This is a genomic window from Asprobacillus argus (genome assembly GCF_032248395.1).
Classification (GTDB): domain Bacteria; phylum Bacteroidota; class Bacteroidia; order Flavobacteriales; family Flavobacteriaceae; genus Polaribacter; species Polaribacter argus.
This window is the reverse complement of sequence record NZ_JAVTTO010000004.1, coordinates 478,042-497,039: the sequence shown is the minus strand read 5'-3', so window position 1 is coordinate 497,039 and position 18,998 is coordinate 478,042. Positions and strand designations below refer to the sequence as shown.

General features: G+C 36.7%; 15 protein-coding genes. 11 read left to right on the top strand and 4 right to left on the bottom strand.

The window, feature by feature from the left end:
• From RQM59_RS12615 to RQM59_RS12595, 5 genes are all read left to right on the top strand, one after another.
• A partial coding sequence (locus tag RQM59_RS12615) for a T9SS type B sorting domain-containing protein (RefSeq protein ID WP_349242480.1) occupies positions 1-775 on the top strand: 775 nt, incomplete at its 5' end.
• A gap of 98 nt (positions 776-873) precedes the next feature.
• Positions 874-3,612 (top strand): T9SS type B sorting domain-containing protein, encoded by a 2,739-nt coding sequence (locus tag RQM59_RS12610; protein ID WP_349242479.1) that lies wholly within the window; start codon positions 874-876, stop codon positions 3,610-3,612.
• Positions 3,613-3,634: 22 nt separating this feature from the next.
• Positions 3,635-6,364 carry a T9SS type B sorting domain-containing protein gene (locus tag RQM59_RS12605; protein WP_349242478.1) on the top strand — a complete coding sequence of 910 codons (2,730 nt, stop codon included), beginning with the start codon at positions 3,635-3,637 and terminating at the stop codon, positions 6,362-6,364.
• Between the two features lie 18 nt (positions 6,365-6,382).
• The gene (gene uvrB / locus RQM59_RS12600) at positions 6,383-8,371 is read left to right on the top strand and encodes an excinuclease ABC subunit UvrB (protein ID WP_349242477.1); all 1,989 of its coding nucleotides are present in this window, start codon (positions 6,383-6,385) and stop codon (positions 8,369-8,371) included.
• Between the two features lie 43 nt (positions 8,372-8,414).
• Positions 8,415-9,599 (top strand): porin family protein, encoded by a 1,185-nt coding sequence (locus RQM59_RS12595; RefSeq protein WP_349242476.1) that lies wholly within the window; start codon positions 8,415-8,417, stop codon positions 9,597-9,599.
• On the opposite strand, the gene RQM59_RS12590 is transcribed toward RQM59_RS12595, so the two are convergent.
• Positions 9,596-11,092, bottom strand: coding sequence for an acyl-CoA synthetase (locus RQM59_RS12590; protein ID WP_349242475.1), 1,497 nt, complete (start codon positions 11,090-11,092; stop codon positions 9,596-9,598). The two genes, RQM59_RS12595 and RQM59_RS12590, sit on opposite strands and share 4 nt — an antisense overlap.
• Before the next feature lie 180 nt (positions 11,093-11,272).
• Here RQM59_RS12590 and RQM59_RS12585 point away from each other — a divergent pair, with 180 nt between their 5' ends.
• Positions 11,273-12,835, top strand: a complete 1,563-nt coding sequence (locus RQM59_RS12585) for a M28 family peptidase (protein ID WP_349242474.1) — start codon at positions 11,273-11,275, stop codon at positions 12,833-12,835.
• Between the two features lie 159 nt (positions 12,836-12,994).
• Here the strand turns inward: RQM59_RS12585 and RQM59_RS12580 are convergent, their stop codons facing one another.
• On the bottom strand, positions 12,995-13,390 hold the full coding sequence (locus RQM59_RS12580; RefSeq protein ID WP_349242473.1) for a winged helix-turn-helix transcriptional regulator: 396 nt from the start codon (positions 13,388-13,390) through the stop codon (positions 12,995-12,997).
• A 100-nt stretch (positions 13,391-13,490) separates the two neighbouring features.
• On the opposite strand from RQM59_RS12580, the gene RQM59_RS12575 reads away from it, so the two are divergent.
• On the top strand, positions 13,491-13,853 hold the full coding sequence (locus tag RQM59_RS12575; protein WP_349242472.1) for a DoxX family protein: 363 nt from the start codon (positions 13,491-13,493) through the stop codon (positions 13,851-13,853).
• 59 nt (positions 13,854-13,912) lie between these two features.
• Here the strand turns inward: RQM59_RS12575 and RQM59_RS12570 are convergent, their stop codons facing one another.
• Both RQM59_RS12570 and RQM59_RS12565 read right to left on the bottom strand, forming a co-directional pair.
• Positions 13,913-14,038, bottom strand: coding sequence for a hypothetical protein (locus tag RQM59_RS12570; RefSeq protein ID WP_349242471.1), 126 nt, complete (start codon positions 14,036-14,038; stop codon positions 13,913-13,915).
• A gap of 57 nt (positions 14,039-14,095) precedes the next feature.
• Positions 14,096-14,506, bottom strand: coding sequence for an Lrp/AsnC family transcriptional regulator (locus RQM59_RS12565; protein ID WP_349242470.1), 411 nt, complete (start codon positions 14,504-14,506; stop codon positions 14,096-14,098).
• A gap of 165 nt (positions 14,507-14,671) precedes the next feature.
• On the opposite strand from RQM59_RS12565, the gene RQM59_RS12560 reads away from it, so the two are divergent.
• The 4 genes from RQM59_RS12560 to RQM59_RS12545 all read left to right on the top strand — a co-directional run bounded on the left by RQM59_RS12560 (position 14,672) and on the right by RQM59_RS12545 (position 18,848).
• Positions 14,672-14,908: a hypothetical protein gene (locus RQM59_RS12560; protein ID WP_349242469.1), complete on the top strand. Its 237-nt coding sequence runs from the start codon at positions 14,672-14,674 to the stop codon at positions 14,906-14,908.
• On the top strand, positions 14,901-15,416 hold the full coding sequence (locus tag RQM59_RS12555; RefSeq protein ID WP_349242468.1) for a GNAT family N-acetyltransferase: 516 nt from the start codon (positions 14,901-14,903) through the stop codon (positions 15,414-15,416). Before RQM59_RS12560 ends, RQM59_RS12555 begins: the two co-directional genes overlap by 8 nt.
• 373 nt (positions 15,417-15,789) lie before the next feature.
• The gene (locus tag RQM59_RS12550; RefSeq protein WP_349242467.1) at positions 15,790-16,326 is read left to right on the top strand and encodes a hypothetical protein; all 537 of its coding nucleotides are present in this window, start codon (positions 15,790-15,792) and stop codon (positions 16,324-16,326) included.
• A 440-nt stretch (positions 16,327-16,766) separates the two neighbouring features.
• A complete protein-coding gene (locus RQM59_RS12545) occupies positions 16,767-18,848 on the top strand; it encodes an AAA family ATPase (protein WP_349242466.1) in 2,082 nt (693 codons plus the stop codon).
• The last annotated feature ends 150 nt before the right edge of the window (positions 18,849-18,998 follow it).

Sequence of the window (18,998 nt, the reverse complement as noted above, 5' to 3'; positions counted from 1 at the left end):
GATTGTAAATCCTCTACCAGACTTTCAGGTAACAACTCCACAGATCGTATGTAACAACGGGCCCAGTATTACCATCAGTGTAGAAAACCCTGGAGATATATATGATTATGTATGGACTGATCCTGATAGCAATACGGTTATTGGTAGTTTTATAAACGTTGGCCCTAATCAAGGAGGACTCTATACCGTTACTGCTACAACTACTAATGGAACAGGATGTACCAGAACTAGAACCATACAAGTAAATGAATCTATCATTGCAACCATCACACAAGATGATGTTACTATTGTTGATGATTCTGATAATAACTCGATCACTATTGATCCTACCAACCTTGGGATTGGTGATTATGAATATGCCCTATCTGATGAAAACAATGTGATCATACATAGTTACCAGGACTCCCCGATATTCGAACGTTTAGAGGGCGGGTTCTACAATATATTAGTCAGAGATAAAAACGGTTGTGGAGAAGTATCTCTATTAGTATCTGTAGTAGAGTTCCCTAAGTTCTTTACTCCTAACAATGATGGTATCAATGATACTTGGATCGTCAAAGGAGCCAATTCTACCTTCTTCCCTGAAAGTTCTATATACATCTTTAACAGGTTTGGAAAGGTCGTAGCAAACATACCTATAGACTCTCAAGGATGGAGCGGTGAATATGGTGGAAATAGACTCCCTTCTGATGACTATTGGTTCGCTATTAAACTCGTAGATCCTCAAGGGGCTATCAGAGAAAGAAAAGGTAACTTCTCGCTGCTTAGAAAATAAAGCGGTAGAGATTAAAACACCTAGGATATAATTAATATCTTTAGTACCTAAATCTTTGTACATCAAAGTATTTTGGATATTTTACTTATATAAATTCTATGAGAGGGTTAGCTAATTTATATAGCATTCTAATATTATTATTTTCTTGCACAACTCTATTTGCGCAGGGAGAAACTGTACATTGGTATTTCGGGGAACAAGCAGCACTGTCTTTTTATGGAAGCACTCCAAATCTCTTAACTGACAGCCAAATGAGCGCTGTTTCTGGTTCATCCTCTATCTCTGATGTTGATGGTAATCTTATGTTCTATACCGACGGAAAAACAGTCTGGAATAGAAATCATACCATCATGCAGAATGGAGAAGATCTAGCAGGGCAAGTAGACAACTTGCAATCTTCCATAATTATACCTAAACCTGGAGATGCAAACACTTATTACATATTTACAACAAGGACAGATAATAGCACAAATCCGACCTTTGCAAAAGGAGTTTATTATTCCGTTGTTACCTTTTCAGCAACACAGCCTCTAGGAGAAATTACAAATAAGAATATCCGCATAGTAAATGCTTCATCTGCAGAAAAAATAACCGCTACACATAGTTCAGACGGTCGATCTATATGGTTAATTGCACTAACTGGTTTACACACAAATCAAGATGATCCAAAGAACACCTTTAGCGTTTTCAATATTGATCAGAATGGCGTTTCAAACACGCCTATTCAATTTACTACAACACATGACATTCCAAGCCTGGGTCAAATGACCATGTCCATTCCTGGAGATAAAATAGCGATCTCTGGAAACTCTCCAGAACCTGAATCACGATTTATATATCTCTATGATTTTGACAATGTTACCGGGCAAATCACGGAAGGAGTTAATTTATTACCCGATCCAACCATAGGAGTCTCTCCAATACCCATTGGACTTGAATTTTCGCCAGATGGTAAATATCTATATTTTTCTCATACCAATGCTAGTGAAACCAATACCGGTATTATACAAGTCGATGTAGGAGGAGCGATTTTTGGTAATAAAGTTCAAATAAATACTTCAGGTGGACCCATAATTTTTGGAGCATTACAAGTATCGAACGATCATAAAATATATGTTGCTCATGTGAATAATGATGGCACTGGAGAACGTGCTATAGGAGTCATTCATAATCCTAATGGAGAAGGGCTAGAAAGCAACTTTGAAGCGAATGCTATTCGGTTATTTCCCAATGCATCGAGAAGAGCGCTTCCCAATTTTATTCAATCTTATTTTGCAACAAAAATAAATACGGAAAACGCATGTGTGAATGCACCATTTGATTTTACTGTAGAGTCTTATGCTCCTGTGCAATCTGTACAGTGGGATTTTGGTGATGGAAACTCTTCCTCATCTTCTGCGCCTAGTCATGCATACACAACTGCCGGCGATTATTTAGTACGCGCAACTATGACAGTCGCTGGTAATAGTGTAGTAGCGTTTAAGCAAGTAACGGTATATGAATTACCGAATCTAATTCCTAATCAAGAGCTTGTACAATGTGATGATGATATGGATGGTATTTCAACATTCAACCTATTTAACATTCGAGAAAAAATTACGGATCCACTATTAGCAGAGGACATGTTCTTTTATACAACGTCTGCAGATGCTCAATCGGATAGTAATAGAATTGACATGCCAGACATTTTTGTCAATACTGTTCCAGATCAAGAGATCTTTGTTAGAGTGGTCAACAGTAATGGTTGCCAAGAATTTACCTCTTTCTTTGTAAGAGCCAATTTTGTGCAGGTAGACCCCATTTCTGAAATGTATACATGTGAACTGATTGACCATGAAGAACCCATCCCTACAGGAAATTTTGATCTAAATAATAAGCGCGGTTTAATAAGAACAGAACTAGGACTTCCTAATAACGCTACCTTAACATTTTTTGAAACTTTAACAGATGCTCAAACGCTAACAGATGAACTTCCAGATAGTTATGATTCCGCTTCTAAAACCATCTGGGTTAGAATTTCTGGACCAGGAAATTTGAATTGTGGCGGACTGCAATCTTTCGATCTTATTGTCAACCCAAAACCCATTGTAACGATTGATGACAAATACTTTATCTGTATTGATCCAACTGTAAATCCTGTAATTTTAACTGCAGACCCTAATAACCAACGAGTTGAATGGCGAGATACTAATAATAACGATCAGATCGTTTCAACCGATCGAAGTTTTTTCTTAAACCAAAGGGGGAAATTCAAATTGGTCGCTTATAATATTGTAAATGGTTTTGAATGTTCAAACTCACAAACCTTTAAAGTAGTATACTTTAACCCGCCTGTTATTGTTTCAACTGAGGTCATTAACGAAAGTGACGGCTCTTTTTCAGTGGATGTAGTTGTAGAGGGAACTAGTTCTTACGAATTCTCTATTGATGGAGTCAATTTTTTTGGTAATGGCACGAATTATACACTGACCAATGTTCCTCTTGGTTTTCAAACGGTATATGTAAGAGGCTTAAATAATTGTGAGCCGCAATCTGAAAAAGAAATATCTGTTCTTGGATATCCAGATTTTTTTACACCGAATGGCGATGGTATTAATGATACATGGAACGTCAAAGGAGTATCCGACAGTTATTATAAATCCATATATGTTAGGATCTTTAATCGATACGGAAAAGCCATTTATGAGATTCGTGATTTTCAATCTTTAGGTTGGGATGGTCGTTACAATGGCAAAAGATTAGACCCTAATGACTATTGGTTCACAGCTGAAATCATCGACCTAAATGATAATGTTATCAAAAAAAATGGTAACTTTAGTCTGTTAAGAGGTCAATAATACGCTATGACAACACGTGCTTATGATAAAGAGTTGGAACATACTAACCCTTGTAACCCTCCTGTTTACAAGTATTCAAGCATTCTCTCAAGGCGAAACGACAAACTGGTATTTTGGAAATAAAGCTGGTTTAAGTTTTGATTTAGGAGTATTAAATGTGCTATCTGACGGAGATATGGTTGCTCCTGCGGGTTGTGCTACTATATCCGATGAAGAGGGGAACTTATTGTTCTACACTAACAGTCAAACCATATGGAATAAAAATCATGAAGTAATGGATAATGGTGATGGTTTACATGGTGATCCGTTTCATTTACAATCTTCGATCATTATACCTAAACCAAATTCTAATGACACCTATTATATCTTTACAACCAGATCAGAAGGGGTCTCAACCCCATATACTCCTGAAGGAATATTCTTTCATACGGTAACATTTTCGGCAGCAGATCCTTTAGGAAAGGTAACCTCAAAAAATTCACCTTTATTAACCTATGCCGCGGCTGAAAAATTGACAGCGGTGCACCATGCCGATGGCAAATCCATTTGGCTAATTGCCATGACTGGGCTTAGCGAAGCTCAAATAGATCCTAAAGATACTTTTCAAGTTTTTAAAATTGGACCTGGTGGTATTGAATCACGCACAAGATATACCACAGAGTACGCTATTACCACCTTAGGAGCAATGAAGCTTTCTCCGAACGGGAAAAAGTTAGCTGTTGCTGCACAAACTACTGAAGTTCCTGGTAGACTCATTTATATTTATGACTTCGATAATACGACAGGAGAACTGGAATTCGAAAGAACGATCATACCCGAGCCTTTACCAGCAAATTTCCCTCCTATTGATGTACAATTTTCTGCCAATGCCCGGTTTTTGTATTTTACAACCACTACTCCAGGGAACACCCTTGCTAGTGTTGCGCAATACGATTTCGAGCCGCCTTTACTAGAAGATCATAAATTCTATCTGCATTTTGAACAAGATCTAAGAGCTGGTTCTATTCAAATGGGGAATGATGGTAAAATATATGTAAGCCTTTCTTATGGAGATCCTGTTAGTGGTAGTGTAGGTGATTATCTAGGAGTTATTGAGAACCCCAATGAAAGAGGGTTTGATTCTAACTATAGACATAACGCCATTGCCATAAGCCCTGGACTAACAAGAAGAGGGCTCCCTAATTTTATTCAATCTTATTTCGCCTCTAAGATCAATACTGAAAATAGATGTGTCAGTGACCTGTTTAACTTTAGTGCGGAATCCTATGCTCCCATCGATTCCATTGAATGGGATTTTGGAGATGGTACTACATCTTTATTAATGTCACCAGATCATTTGTTTACATCTCCAGGTAGTTATTCGGTCAAAGCAACTATGGTGGTTGGTGGTGCCAATGTCACGGTTTATAAACGTGTAAAAGTATTTGCTTTGCCTAATTTGACTGCTGGTCAAGAATTGGTGCAATGCGATGATGATACAGATGGAATTAGTCTGTATAATTTATACAACATCAAAGAAAAGATCACCAATATAAATTTAGAAGAAGAACTCTTCTTTTATACTACCAATGCAGATGCTATTGCGGATAGCAATCGAATTGGAGATCCTGAAAACTATGTAAACACGGTGCCTGATGAAGAAGTCTTTGTTCGTGTGGTCAACGACAATGGTTGTCACCAGATCACTTCCTTCTTTTTAAGAACCAGTTTTGTACAATTAGGACCTATTTCTGATATGTACACTTGTGAATTAGTCAATAGTACAGCTGTACCTCCCATTGGAAACTTTGATCTTAGAGTTAAAAGAAATTTGATCAGAGCTGAATTAGCAATACCTATAACTACTACTATTAAATTCTTTCCTACAAAACTAGATGCACAACGAGAGACCAATCAGTTGAATGATGATTATGATGGTCCTTCTGGAGTTCTCTGGATGCGTGCCGTTCAAGCAGATTTAAGTTGTAGTGGGATACAATCCTTTAATGTCTTTGTAAACCCTAAACCTATAATTGATCTACAAGACAGTTATCTAATATGCAATGACCCTAATGTAAATTTGATCGTTTTGCAAGCCGATGCTTCGGCACATCGTGTTGAATGGTTAAACAGTAACAATCAGGTAATCTCTACTTCGACCAGTTTTCCATTACAAGTTCCTGGAGCATATACTTTAAGAGCCTATAAAACCGAAAATGGATTGGAGTGCCTAAACATCAAAACCTTCCAGGTTGCTACCTATAACCCGCCTGCTATCATTTCTGCAGAAGTCATAGAAAATCAAGGGGCTTTTTCTGTTGACATAGTGGTCCAAGGAACTAGTACATATCAATTTTCAATAAATGGTACAGATTATTTTGGAAGTGGTACTAGTCATACATTCTTTAATGTTACTCCAGGAGTGCAAACCGTATCAGTCAGAGATATCAATAACTGCGAACCACCCAATCAAACAGAAGTAGCCATTATTGGCTATCCTGAATTCTTAACACCTAATGATGATGGTATTAATGATACCTGGAATGTAAAAGGAGTCTCTGATGCATTTTACAAATCCATTTTCATCAGAATATATGATCGATATGGAAAAGCCATTTATCAAATCTCTAGCTTTGATCATGCTGACTGGGATGGAACCTACAATGGAAAAAAAATGATCCCAAATGATTATTGGTTCTCGGCTACCCTGATTGATATCAATGATAATATTATTCAAAAAATTGGCAATATTAGTCTTATTAGAAATGAATAGTATCCGTATTTTTGTGCTATGGATTTTAAGCTAGTATCAGAATTTTCTCCAACAGGCGACCAACCTGAAGCCATTAAACAACTTTCAGAAGGTATTCTCAATCAAGAAAAGTATCAAACCCTATTAGGGGTAACTGGTTCTGGAAAAACCTTTACAGTTGCCAATGTTGTTGAAGAAATAAATCGTCCTACATTAGTATTAGCTCATAACAAAACCTTGGCTGCCCAGTTGTATTCTGAGTTTAAGCAGTTTTTTCCTGACAATGCTGTGGAATATTTTGTGTCGTATTACGATTATTATCAACCAGAAGCGTACATTCCTGTATCGGGTACCTATATAGAAAAAGATCTTTCCATTAATGACGACATTGAGCGATTGCGATTAAGTACCACCTCTTCCCTACTTTCAGGAAGAAGAGATGTATTAGTGGTCGCTTCCGTTTCTTGTTTGTATGGTATCGGGAATCCGGTTGAATTCAAGAAGAATGTGATTCCAATAGAAGTTGGTCAACAAATTTCCAGAACGAAATTTTTACATCAATTAGTGACCAGTTTATACTCCAGAACCGATATAGAAATAAAAAGCGGAACCTTTAAGGTAAAAGGAGATGTGATCACGATTTTCCCTTCTTATGGCGAAAATGGGTACCGTGTGCATTTTTTCGGTGACGAGATAGAAGAGATAGAATCCTTTGATATTGTCAATAACCGAGTGATAGAGAAGTTCGAACAATTGACTATATATCCCGCCAATCTCTTTGTAACCTCTCCAGATGTATTGCAAAATGCCATTCATCAGATTCAGGAAGATCTCATGAAGCAATATGACTATTTTAAAGAAATAGGGAAACATTTGGAAGCAAAACGTTTAAAAGAGCGTACCGAGTTTGATCTTGAAATGATCAGAGAGCTTGGGTATTGCTCAGGAATTGAGAACTACTCAAGGTATCTCGATGGTAGAGATGCGGGTACCAGACCTTTCTGTTTGCTAGATTATTTCCCAGAAGATTATCTAATGATTATAGACGAAAGTCACGTAACTATTCCACAAACACATGCCATGTACGGCGGCGATAGAAGTAGAAAGGAAAATTTAGTTGAATATGGATTCCGGCTGCCAGCTGCCATGGATAATCGCCCTTTAAAGTTTGAAGAATTCGAAGCTATACAAAATCAAACCATTTATGTAAGTGCTACTCCTGCTGACTATGAGCTACAAAACACTGAAGGGTTGTTTGTTGAACAGGTGATTAGACCTACGGGATTGTTAGATCCAGAAATTCAGATCCGTCCTAGTTTAAATCAAATTGATGATCTGATCGAAGAGATTCAGATACGTGTAGACAAAGACGAACGTACATTGGTTACCACACTGACTAAAAGAATGGCGGAAGAATTAACCAAATACCTAAGTCGTGTAGCGATTCGTTGTCGTTATATCCATTCTGATGTAGATACCTTAGAACGTGTGGAGATCATGCAAGACTTACGAAAAGGGATCTTTGATGTATTGATTGGAGTGAACTTACTGAGAGAAGGATTAGATCTACCTGAAGTTTCATTGGTAGCTATTTTAGATGCTGATAAAGAAGGTTTTCTAAGAAGTCATCGCTCCTTAACACAAACGGTAGGTAGAGCCGCTAGAAACGTAAATGGTATCGCCATTATGTATGCAGATAAGATTACGCGTAGCATGCAACTTACTATTGATGAGACTACAAGAAGAAGAGAAAAGCAGATTGCGTATAATACTGAGCACGGCATTACACCTCAGCAGATCACCAAAAAAATTGATGATACCTTATCAAAAAGTGCTGTGTCTTCCTATCATTATAATAATGCTGCGCAAAAAGCAGCTGAGCAAGATTTGGAATATTTACCAAAACCAGAGATTGAAAAGCGTATCCGAGACAAGCGCAAAGAAATGGAAATTGCAGCAAAGGCATTGGACTTTATCGTTGCCGCACAATTGCGCGATGAAATCAAAATTTTAAAAGAAAAATTATAAGTTTTTTTCTTAGTTTTGCGCCTAATAATTAAAAAAATCAGTTATGAAAAAGTTTTTAGCAATAGCTATATTGCTTGCTACGCAAAGTATTTTCTCACAAGCACATTTCGAAAAAGGGTATTTTATTTCCAGAGATGGTAATAAAACAGCATGTCTTATTAAAAATGAGGACTGGATGTCTGTTCCTTCTGAATTCAAATATCGATTAAGTGAAGGTTCTGAAGTAAAACGTATCTCTCAATCTCAGGTAAATACTTTAGAGATTCCAACTAAATTTCTATTTGAAAGACATACCGTAGACATTGATAGATACTCTACAAAGGCTAGTGATTTAAGCGAAGTAAGAGTCTCTAATTTTAAAAAAGAAAGTCTCTTACTAAAAGTTATTGTTGATGGAAAAGCTAGACTTCTCAGGTATTCGACAGGTGATGTAAATCATTTCTTTTATATGTTGGATGACGGTATTTATCCGCTTGAATACAAAATGTTCGCTATGAAAAATGGTACTATTGGAAAGAACTTTAACTATCAAAAAACATTACGTGAAGAACTTGCTTGTCAGAAGCAACCGTTAGATTCAAAGATTCGTTATAAAGAATCGGATCTGGTTACCTATTTTACAAACTACAATGCATGTCATGATAGTAACTCTGAATTATATAGTAATGAAGTAAGAAAAGGGAAGTTTAACATTAGAGGTAAAATAAGTATTGGGACGTCGGATGCTGATAATCCATATCGTCAGGAGAGACGTTTTGATTTCGAGAAAAAAGTATCGTACAAATTTGGGTTCGAAGTAGAATACGTATTTCCTTTTAATAATAATAAATGGTCACTCTTTATAGAGCCAACATATCAGTCTTATTCAGCAAAAACTGAAGGTTTGAATTTGGCCAATCCAAATTTGTTTTACAGTATCGATTACAGTTCTATTCAAATCCCTGTTGGATTAAGGCACTATATGTACTTAAATGACAATAATAAAGTATTCCTGAATGCAGGTGTTATATTTGATATGGCTCTAAGCGATGAGATCGTATTTGAAAATAGAGTCGATGCCTTAAAAATAGAAGCTTCTTCAAGTTTTTTTATAGGAATTGGTTATGAGTTCAAAGGGAAATACAGTATTGAGATTAGACATAACGCTAGTAGCAGATTATCGCAATTCGCATTGTATAGTGCCAATTTTACCAGCACTACTATAAAACTAGGCTATAACTTTCTTTAGAGAAACAGTTTTACAATTTCAGGTTTTACCACCTTACCCATCGCATTTTTAGGTAACATATCTAACATTTTCCAATGTACTGGCTTCTTATAGGGAGCCAGTCGTTGTTTTAGCCAGTCTTTCAATAGCTCCAGATCAAACTGCGGATCATTCAACACCATGGCAGCTGCAATTTCTTGCCCCCATTCATCACTTGGCAAACCTACCACGGCACACTCCGTCACTTCAGAATGTTCTCGTAATACCTCTTCTATTTCTAAAGCGGATACTTTATAACCACCTGTTTTAATAATATCTACAGACTGTCTTCCTAAGATCTTATAAATTCCATTCTCATTTTCTTGCACTACATCTCCCGTCTTAAACCAACCATCCTTCGTAAAGGCTTCTTTCGTTGCTTCCGGTTTTTGCCAGTACTCACTAAATACACTCGGCCCTTTTACCAGTAATTCTCCTGAAGTTCCTGTAGACACATCTTTATAATCAGCATCTACCACGCGCGTTTGCACAAATGGCAATGGTTTTCCTACATGGCCTGGAATTCTCTTTTCTGTATAGGAATTAGACAAAGCCATTCCGATCTCCGTCATCCCATAACGTTCTAGCAGCACATGTCCACTAATTCCCTCCCACTCCTGCAAAACACTAACTGGTAGTGCCGCAGAACCTGAAACCATCAAACGCATTTTCCGAAACGATTGCTGTACCTGTGTCTTTTTAGTATCCAATAATGTTTTATAATCCGCGATCATCTTTGCATAGATCGTCGGTACTGCCATAAAAACAGAAAGTTGATCCTCTTCAACCAATTGCCAGATCTTTTCCAGATCGAATTTAGAAAGCATAAAACAGGTAGCACCATTCCATAAAGCAGAGGCCACCACATTTACAATACCATGCACATGATGCAAGGGTAAGATATTGACAATACGATCTTCCTTTTGCCAATGCCATGCTTCTGATAAGGCTTTTATGTGCGCGGTAATATTATCATGTGTGGTAACCACTCCTTTGGGTTTTCCCGTAGTACCACTGGTATAGACCATCATTGCCCCTTGACCTGACTGTACTTCAGGCAATGCAATGTTTATATCAACTTTAGGAAGTTCGAGAATATTGATAAGCTGAATCGAGAACTTTTCGGCCAGGGCCAATGCCTTCTCTTCAAATATCGGATGATAGATCAAAAAAGAAGTCCCAGTATCTTCCAATACATATTCCAACTCCGCTAACGGATGACTCACCGCTAAAGGCACTGCAATACCACCAGACAACCAAATACCCCATTGTGTTTGCACATAGGTATACTGTGGAGGCACTAAAAAACAAATGGGTTGCTCTTGTAAAGAACGATTAGCACTCAACAAGTGATGCGTCACCTGTTGCGCATCCTGTAGCAAAGTAGCATAGGTATACTTCCCTTGCTCATCAATAATAGCAATACGATCTTGGTATTCGGAGCACCGTTGTAGTATAGGAATCTCTGTCGTCATGTACATATTTTCACCAAAAATAGGGAGTTTCTAGCATTCGTAGACAAAGACCTGACCACAATTTCTGGCAGATTTTCAATATAACAGATTTCTCATAAGTGTTAAAAATGGGGCTTTTAAAAGGTTCTCTGCATTCTTTTTCGTAATATCGTAGGTCTCAAAAAATCAACAACAATTAAAATGAAAAAAACACTATTACTAGTAGGTACCTTATTCCTAGTTTTTTCTTGTAAAAAGGAAGCTACTAAAGAAGACATCGTGAGCTACGCCAGTACGATCACACAAGATGAGTTAAAAGAGCATTTATTTACGTATGCTTCGGATGAGTTCGAAGGGCGTGATACAGGGGAGCCAGGGCAAAAGAAAGCCGTGGAGTATTTGAAGAAAGAATACGAAGCTTTAGGAATAGCTCCAGTAATTGAAGGAAACTATTTCCAAAATGTGCCGTTGAATGTGGTACAAACACCAACGGTAGATATTTCCGTAAACGGAAAATCATTTACCTATTTCGAAGATTTTCTTTCATTGACTTCTGCTGCATCAGGAAATGTAAACGTATCTGACATTGTATATGCAGGGTATGGAATTGACGATGAAAAATATTCTGACTACACAGACCTGGATGTAAAAGGAAAGATAGTCGTTGTTAGAAGTGGTGAACCACAAGACAAAGATGGTAACAATATCATTTCAGGGAGCAAAGATGCTTCTAAATGGTCTAACGGACGTCAGGCAATCTCTCCAAAAAGAGATGCGGCTAAGAAACACGGTGCGAAAGCATTGTTTTTTATGGACAAAGCCTTATTTGAACGTTATGCACCTTTCTTTAAAAGACGTGAGGAAAGCGGACGTAGTAGTCGTTTGTCTTTACCTCCTAAAAAAGATGCAGATCCAGAAATCTACTTTTTTATGATCAGTGAAAACATGGGGAAAGCCTTAGTAAGTAATATTATGACAGCTACTCAACCTGCTACCGTGAAAACAAAGGTAGATATGAGCTACAAAAGTAAAATGGCGCCAAAGCCTTCTGAAAATGTAGCAGCGATCATTAAAGGTTCTGAAAAACCAGAGGAATATGTGATCATCTCTTCGCACTTAGACCATGTAGGTGTTAATGCCAAAGGAGAAGTATTTAACGGTGCAGATGATGATGGTTCAGGAACCGTAGCGATCTTAGAAATAGCAGAAGCTTTTAAAAAGGCGGCAGAAAATGGTCATGGACCAAAACGTTCTGTGATCTTCTTAAATGTAACGGGTGAAGAGAAAGGATTATTAGGTTCTAGATACTATACAGACTACGATCCTTTAGTGCCTTTAGCAAATACAGTGGCTAACTTAAACATTGATATGATCGGTCGTATCGATCCAAAACGTAAAGGAGATCGTAATTATATTTACTTAATTGGAAGTGATAAGTTAAGTACAGATCTACACAACCTTTCGGAAGCAGTAAACAAAGAGTTTGCAAACATCGAATTAGATTATACCTATAACGATGAGAACGATCCAAACCGTTTTTACTACAGATCGGATCATTACAACTTTGCAAAGAACAACATTCCGATCATTTTCTACTTTAACGGTACGCATGACGATTACCACAGAATAAGCGATACGCCAGATAAGATCAACTACGATCTATTAGAGAACAGAGCACGTTTGGTATTCCATACGGCCTGGGAAGTAGCAAATCGTGAAGAACGTGTAGCTGTAGACAAAGGCCAAGAAAAAGTAAAACCTTAAATAAGTTTACAATACTAAATAAAAAACGTCGCTCTATGAGCGGCGTTTTTCTGATTGTATATGTCACATCGAGCGCAGTCGAGATGTCATTACGAGGAAACAATGTTTCCGAAGTAATCTCTGTGTAAACGGTCATGTGGAACGAGCTGTGTCGAAAGATCAGCAGGTTTCCCAGCCTTCACCATCGATATCAAATACTTTTTTGCGATGTTCCACTCCCCAACGATACAGCTCACTCATCACAGGAGCACATAATTTTCCATACTCGGTAATGCTATAGCTCACTGTTACCGGACGCGTGTCTTCCACTTTTCGGATGATCAATAGGTTTTCTTCCAGAAACTTCAATTCTTTAGATAGCATTTTGGGTGTAATACCTTCCACAATACGTTCCAGTTCTTTAAAACCACAGGTCTTATAAAACGACAGTGCTGTAATAATAGGTACCTTCCACTTTCCGCTAAACACTTCGAGTGCATCTCGAATGGGGAGCATGTAATTCCCAAAATGTTCTTTCATAGGAACCTTAACATCCTCGAGTTCTTTATTTTTCATATCGCTATACTTTTGGATACCACTATACTTTGTATATCGGCTTTCCAAATTAAACCATTTCGTTTAAGTTTGCCAAACAAAACTGTAATTAAATCATACCATGAAAAAAAGAGATACCATCATTTACTATGTCATTACCGCCTTATTTAGTTTAATGATCCTTGCCGGAGCTATTACCTATTTTGTTGAATATGAAATGGTGAGCGAGCTATTCTCCGCCTTAGGGGTTCCTGCAAGTATTGTCTATCCATTAGCGATCGCAAAAATTCTAGGGGTATTGGCGATTTGGTTGATCAAGCATCGGGTAGTTAAAACATTGGCCTATGCAGGATTCGCCATAAACCTGACTGCTGCCATCATTGCCCATGTCAATGCCGGAGATGGCGAGGCCTTCGGACCAGTTATTCCTTTGATCTTATTGATCATTTCCTATATATTCTATAGAAAAAGAGTACAGGCCTAGAAACACTACCATTGTCATGTCCAACCTGCTGTGTCGAAAGACCAGCAGCGTTGTGGCGTCTAACCACAAGCAGTCACATCGAGCGCAGTCGAGATGTTATTATGCGGAAACAACGTTTCCGAAGTAATCTCAGTATAAATGGTCACGCTCAACATAGATTTCTCAATCGTTTCTATGAAACTCATTTCGAAATGACATCCAGAATGAAGTTATCAGTTTATAGAAACTTTAAAGGAAATGAATTACGCTTCTAAAATAATACTGGTTTTAGAAGATCCGTATGCTGCCATTTTTTCAAGAAATGAAATAAGATGTCTATTGTTTCTAAAATAACCTAAGACGCATAAGCAATCATCACCGGTAATTCTATGACAACTTTGCACCTCTTCCATTGCTTGTATTTGTTTTTGAACATCAAATGACCCTCTTCGCTCTCGGTGTATGACCAATGTTATATATGCTTTCGTCTCTATGCCTAACTTTTCATGATTTACTTTTAACCCATAACCTTCTATAACACCCTCTTCTTCCATTTGTCTAACCCGCTTGCCAATAGCAGGAGCAGACAATCCAACTTCTTTTCCAATATTCGCAAAGCTTTCTCTGGCGTTAATACGTAGCATTTCAAGTATCTTTTTATCTAATGTATCCATTTGCAATCAAAATTTTATTTATCAATATTCGATATTATCGAATTCAAATATACAATTATTAATTCGATTATAAACTAAAAATGAGATAATGCTTTCTACATTTGTATTATCACATTTAATAAGAATAATGTCCCCTACTCATTATTCAAACAGAAAAGATACAACATGGATCCATTTTTAATTGATAGTATTGGTTATGCAGCTTTAGTGATCAATCTGTATTCTATGTCTACCAAAGGCGAATATAAACTACGTTTAATTTCATTGATCGCTAACATAGGTTACATTGTATATGGAGCACTACTTAGTGCCCCACCAATCATTATAGGTTGTACAATTGCTGTATTGCTACATGGCTATCATATAAGAAGATTACGAATAAATAAGCATAGCAATGATTAAAATAAAACGAGCTACCAAAGCAGATACCGCCATTTTAGCACTTTTAGGTCGACAAACCTGGTCTGAATCTCACGGTCATTATATTGAAGACAAAAGCGATGTGGCAACATACCTTCACGAGAACTTTTCAGTCTCTAAGACAGCGTTGAATCTAAACAATCCCAACCAACTCTTTTATATCATCTATGCAGATGAGCTACCTGTCGGTTATGCGAAATTAGTAGTACATGCGTCAAACGAACATATTACATCAGAAAACAGTTGTCAATTAGAACGAATTTTCATCCTAAATGATTTTATTCCTTTAAAAATTGGACAGCAGTTACTCACTTTTGTTGAAGAACAGGCCAAAAAACTACCAGTAGATACCCTATGGCTCACCGTATATATCAAAAACAAAAGAGCCATTAGATTCTATGAAAGAAATGAATTTAAAAATGTTGGAGCATTAGAATTCTTCGTCAACGGAAAAGAATATGAAAATATCGTATTCTCAAAAAAGATATAGGTATGTACGACTACTGCACATACAGAAATAGGTGAAAAAAGTAATTTGACTTTATCATATTTGCAAAACTTGCAAAGAAATTAAACCTTTCTTGATTCTCCGGGTCAAAGAGATAGAAACCATGCTATCTATGAGAGGACTGATACAAACCCTATTCCTGGTGTATTGCTTTGCTTCTTGTACCACCACAGAAGAAATTCCTTTAACCAGTCTGATCAACGAAAGTTATGTGATCCGTGGTGTACCTTATGGTTCCGAATCGCGGCAGTTTCTAGATCTCTATAAAGCCAAATCCGATTGCCCCACCCCCATCTATTTTGATGCGCATGGAAATGGAGGTACTACAGCCATGCCGGCTGCGACCATTGCAGCTTTGCACGCTCAGGGGATCTCTGTCATTGCCTGGGAATCGCTGACCTCGGTAAACTCGACTAGCGAAGTAGAAACAGGTTGGAACGATGCCGAGTTGATGTTTCAATGGATACAGGGCAATGCGGCCAACTATAATTTAGATCCGAACAATATCATCATTGGTGGTTCCTCCAGAGGCAGTATTCTAAGCTGGAAATACGGGCATAGTGGACATCCGGGCATCAAAGGACTGTATATGTACAATGCGCTACCTAGCAGTGTATGGGCACTACCCAGCTGGTGGTATCCGCCCAATGAAGTAACCTCGGCCTCTCCTCCTATTTACTTTGTCTACCGAAGAGAGCCTGGTTCTTCCATGCATCCTACGGACCCGGATTTTCACGATCCTAATAATGGAACCACCATTATCAATACTTATCAAACCTTAGGGATTGGCGACCGAACCAGACTGATGCATAGTATTGGTACCTCCGGTAATACGGACAAATACCAGTTCTTAGTGGACTTTGCATTATCTGTACTGGACACCTGTCCTTAGTTTTAAATGTTTACATGTTACGGTTTCAGCTTTTATATTCCTCGTAATGACCTTGTATTTTGTTTCTCTGCCCAATACAAAGGACTAACTACCCCATACCAACTACCCTCATACCAAGTACCTCATACCAAATACTTCATACCAAGCACCAAATACTACAGTACGGTTTCCCTCATTTTGTTTTTCCCATCTTTTTCCTATCTTTGAAAGGAAGCCAAACCGTTACGTTCCCTATAAGTAACAGTAATTAAATTGCTACTTCTTAATTGTATGGCTTCTTTATAACAACCCATGTATTTGGAATATATAAGAGTACCCTTTTGCGAGGAGATATTCTTTACATCATAAAATAAACTAAAAGTTGTGTTATCCCGAAAATGACATGGGATAAAGACATAAAATATAGAGATATAACTAGTTAGGCAACATTTGAAGAAACAATGTCCGTAAGAATAAAAATCAAAGGGAATAACGAAACAAACGAATACAAAGATGCTCTTGCTTTGAAAGAAATCTTTGAATTGGAATTTCGTGACGGGCAAGTAAACGGAGAAATTTTAATTATTTGCAATGCAACTTTGTTTGGTCAGGAAACAAAAGATGTTGACTTAATAGCAATTGGAAAATTTGAAAGATATAGTCAAAGAATAAAAACAAAGCACAAGTCTGCAAATGGAACAGAAGGTCAACAGATGAGGGTAGTTTTCATTAATGACTTTTGCTTTGTATTTGAGACTAAAAGACACAGAGCTACGGATATACGATTAGATGGCTTAACCCTATCTGTAAAATACAATGAGAAACGTTCTGATGTAACTACTCAAAGTGAAAATCAAAAGTATTCTCTCACTAATTTCTTTAAAGACAGAATTAATTTTTCGCCATACATCTGTAATTTCATTTGGTTAAGAAATGTAAGTTGGGAATCCATAAAGAATCTTTTAGGAAACAATTCAAATATCCATGATAAACATAATTATTTACCGAATACATTTAATATGCGTTTTTTAATGCAATTAGCTTGTGTTCAATTAATTCCTTGGACACCAACTGATAAGAATAGTGGTAACTTAAAAGGTTATTCTGCATTTAACTCTTTACGTAGAAATCAAGAGTTTGATATAAACGAAATAGATAGAATTTTTGATTTATTCAAAAAAGTAAAAGATGGTTCTGGAGAATTGACAAGAAAAAAAATAGAAAAAATAACGAGTCAAATACTCAACAACCAACAATATGCGAAAGCTATTGGAGATAAGTTAATAATCATATCGGGTCGAGCGGGAACAGGAAAAACGATTAAGCTATTATCTATTGCTTGTGATTTAGCTACACAACAAGGTTCAAGAAGTTTAATTTTAACATATAATCACGCTTTAGTAAGTGATATTAAAAGAACTTTAGCGCTTGCCGAAATTCCAGATGGAATAGATGACTATGCAGTAAACATTACAACTTTACATAAATTCTTTTATGAATTGGTAGTAGGCTTTGAAATAGGCGATAGTGTTCAAGAAAGCAAAAACAACAAGAAATTCATCAGGAATTTTATTAAAGATTACAAGAGCCATTTAGAAACTTTAAATGAATATTTAGATCTTGAATTAATTGGGGAAAAAGAAATCTCACAGTTAATGGTAACAAGACATCAACAAGTAGGTTGGGATTATTTACTCATTGATGAAGCACAAGATTGGGGAGAATTAGAAAAGGAATTAATCTTTAAAATTTTTGGGAAAGAAAAAATAATTATTGCGGATGGTGTTGACCAATTAATTCGTTCTCAAAATAAATGTAATTGGACAAGAGCATTAAAACCGAAATATGATTTCAAAAAGACACACGAAAAAAAGGGTTTAAGACAAAAAGTTAACCTAGTGAATTTTGTAAATAGATTTGCAGAAAAACTCAACATTAATTGGGAATTAGAATCTAAAAAAGAATTGATTGGTGGTAAAGTAATTATTTCGACCAAAGGTTATTTTCCAGAATTACATCAAAGACAATTTGAACTTGTTAAAACCAATGGTAATTCAGCATATGAAATGATGTTTTTAGTTCCGCCAACTTTAGTAGAACCTTACCAAAAAATGGATGAATATGACCAACCTTATGAGGACAAAAGATTTATTCATACAGACAAATACAAAGAACGCGGAATCTCATTTTGGGATGGAACAAGTAGAGATTTAAGAACACAATATGTTGTCGACTTAAATGAACATAGACTTTTACAATATGAATCCTGCAGAGGACTTGAAGGTTGGACTGTTGTAAATCTTGATTTTGACAAATTCATCGATTATAAGATGCAAACATTTGAGGAAGAAGAAACAAATGAATTAGCACTTGAATCTATTGAAGAAAAAAGAAAACGTTTTGTTTATTTATGGGCATTAATTCCGCTAACAAGAGCAATTGATACTTTAGTCATAACATTATCAAATCCAAGCGGATATATTGGACAAGTTTTGAGAAAAGTTTACGAAGAAAACTCCGATTTTGTAGAATGGATAGATTAAAAACTTTACCTAAGAATGTATAAAAATAATAGTGGTTTAATCGCTAAAACGAAAGTAAGTAAATATAAAAAAGGTTGGTGTTTAACCGAAAAGTTAGCGTTTCAAAATCCGCTACTATTCTTATACTAGACCGTTGTGCTTAATTACAAA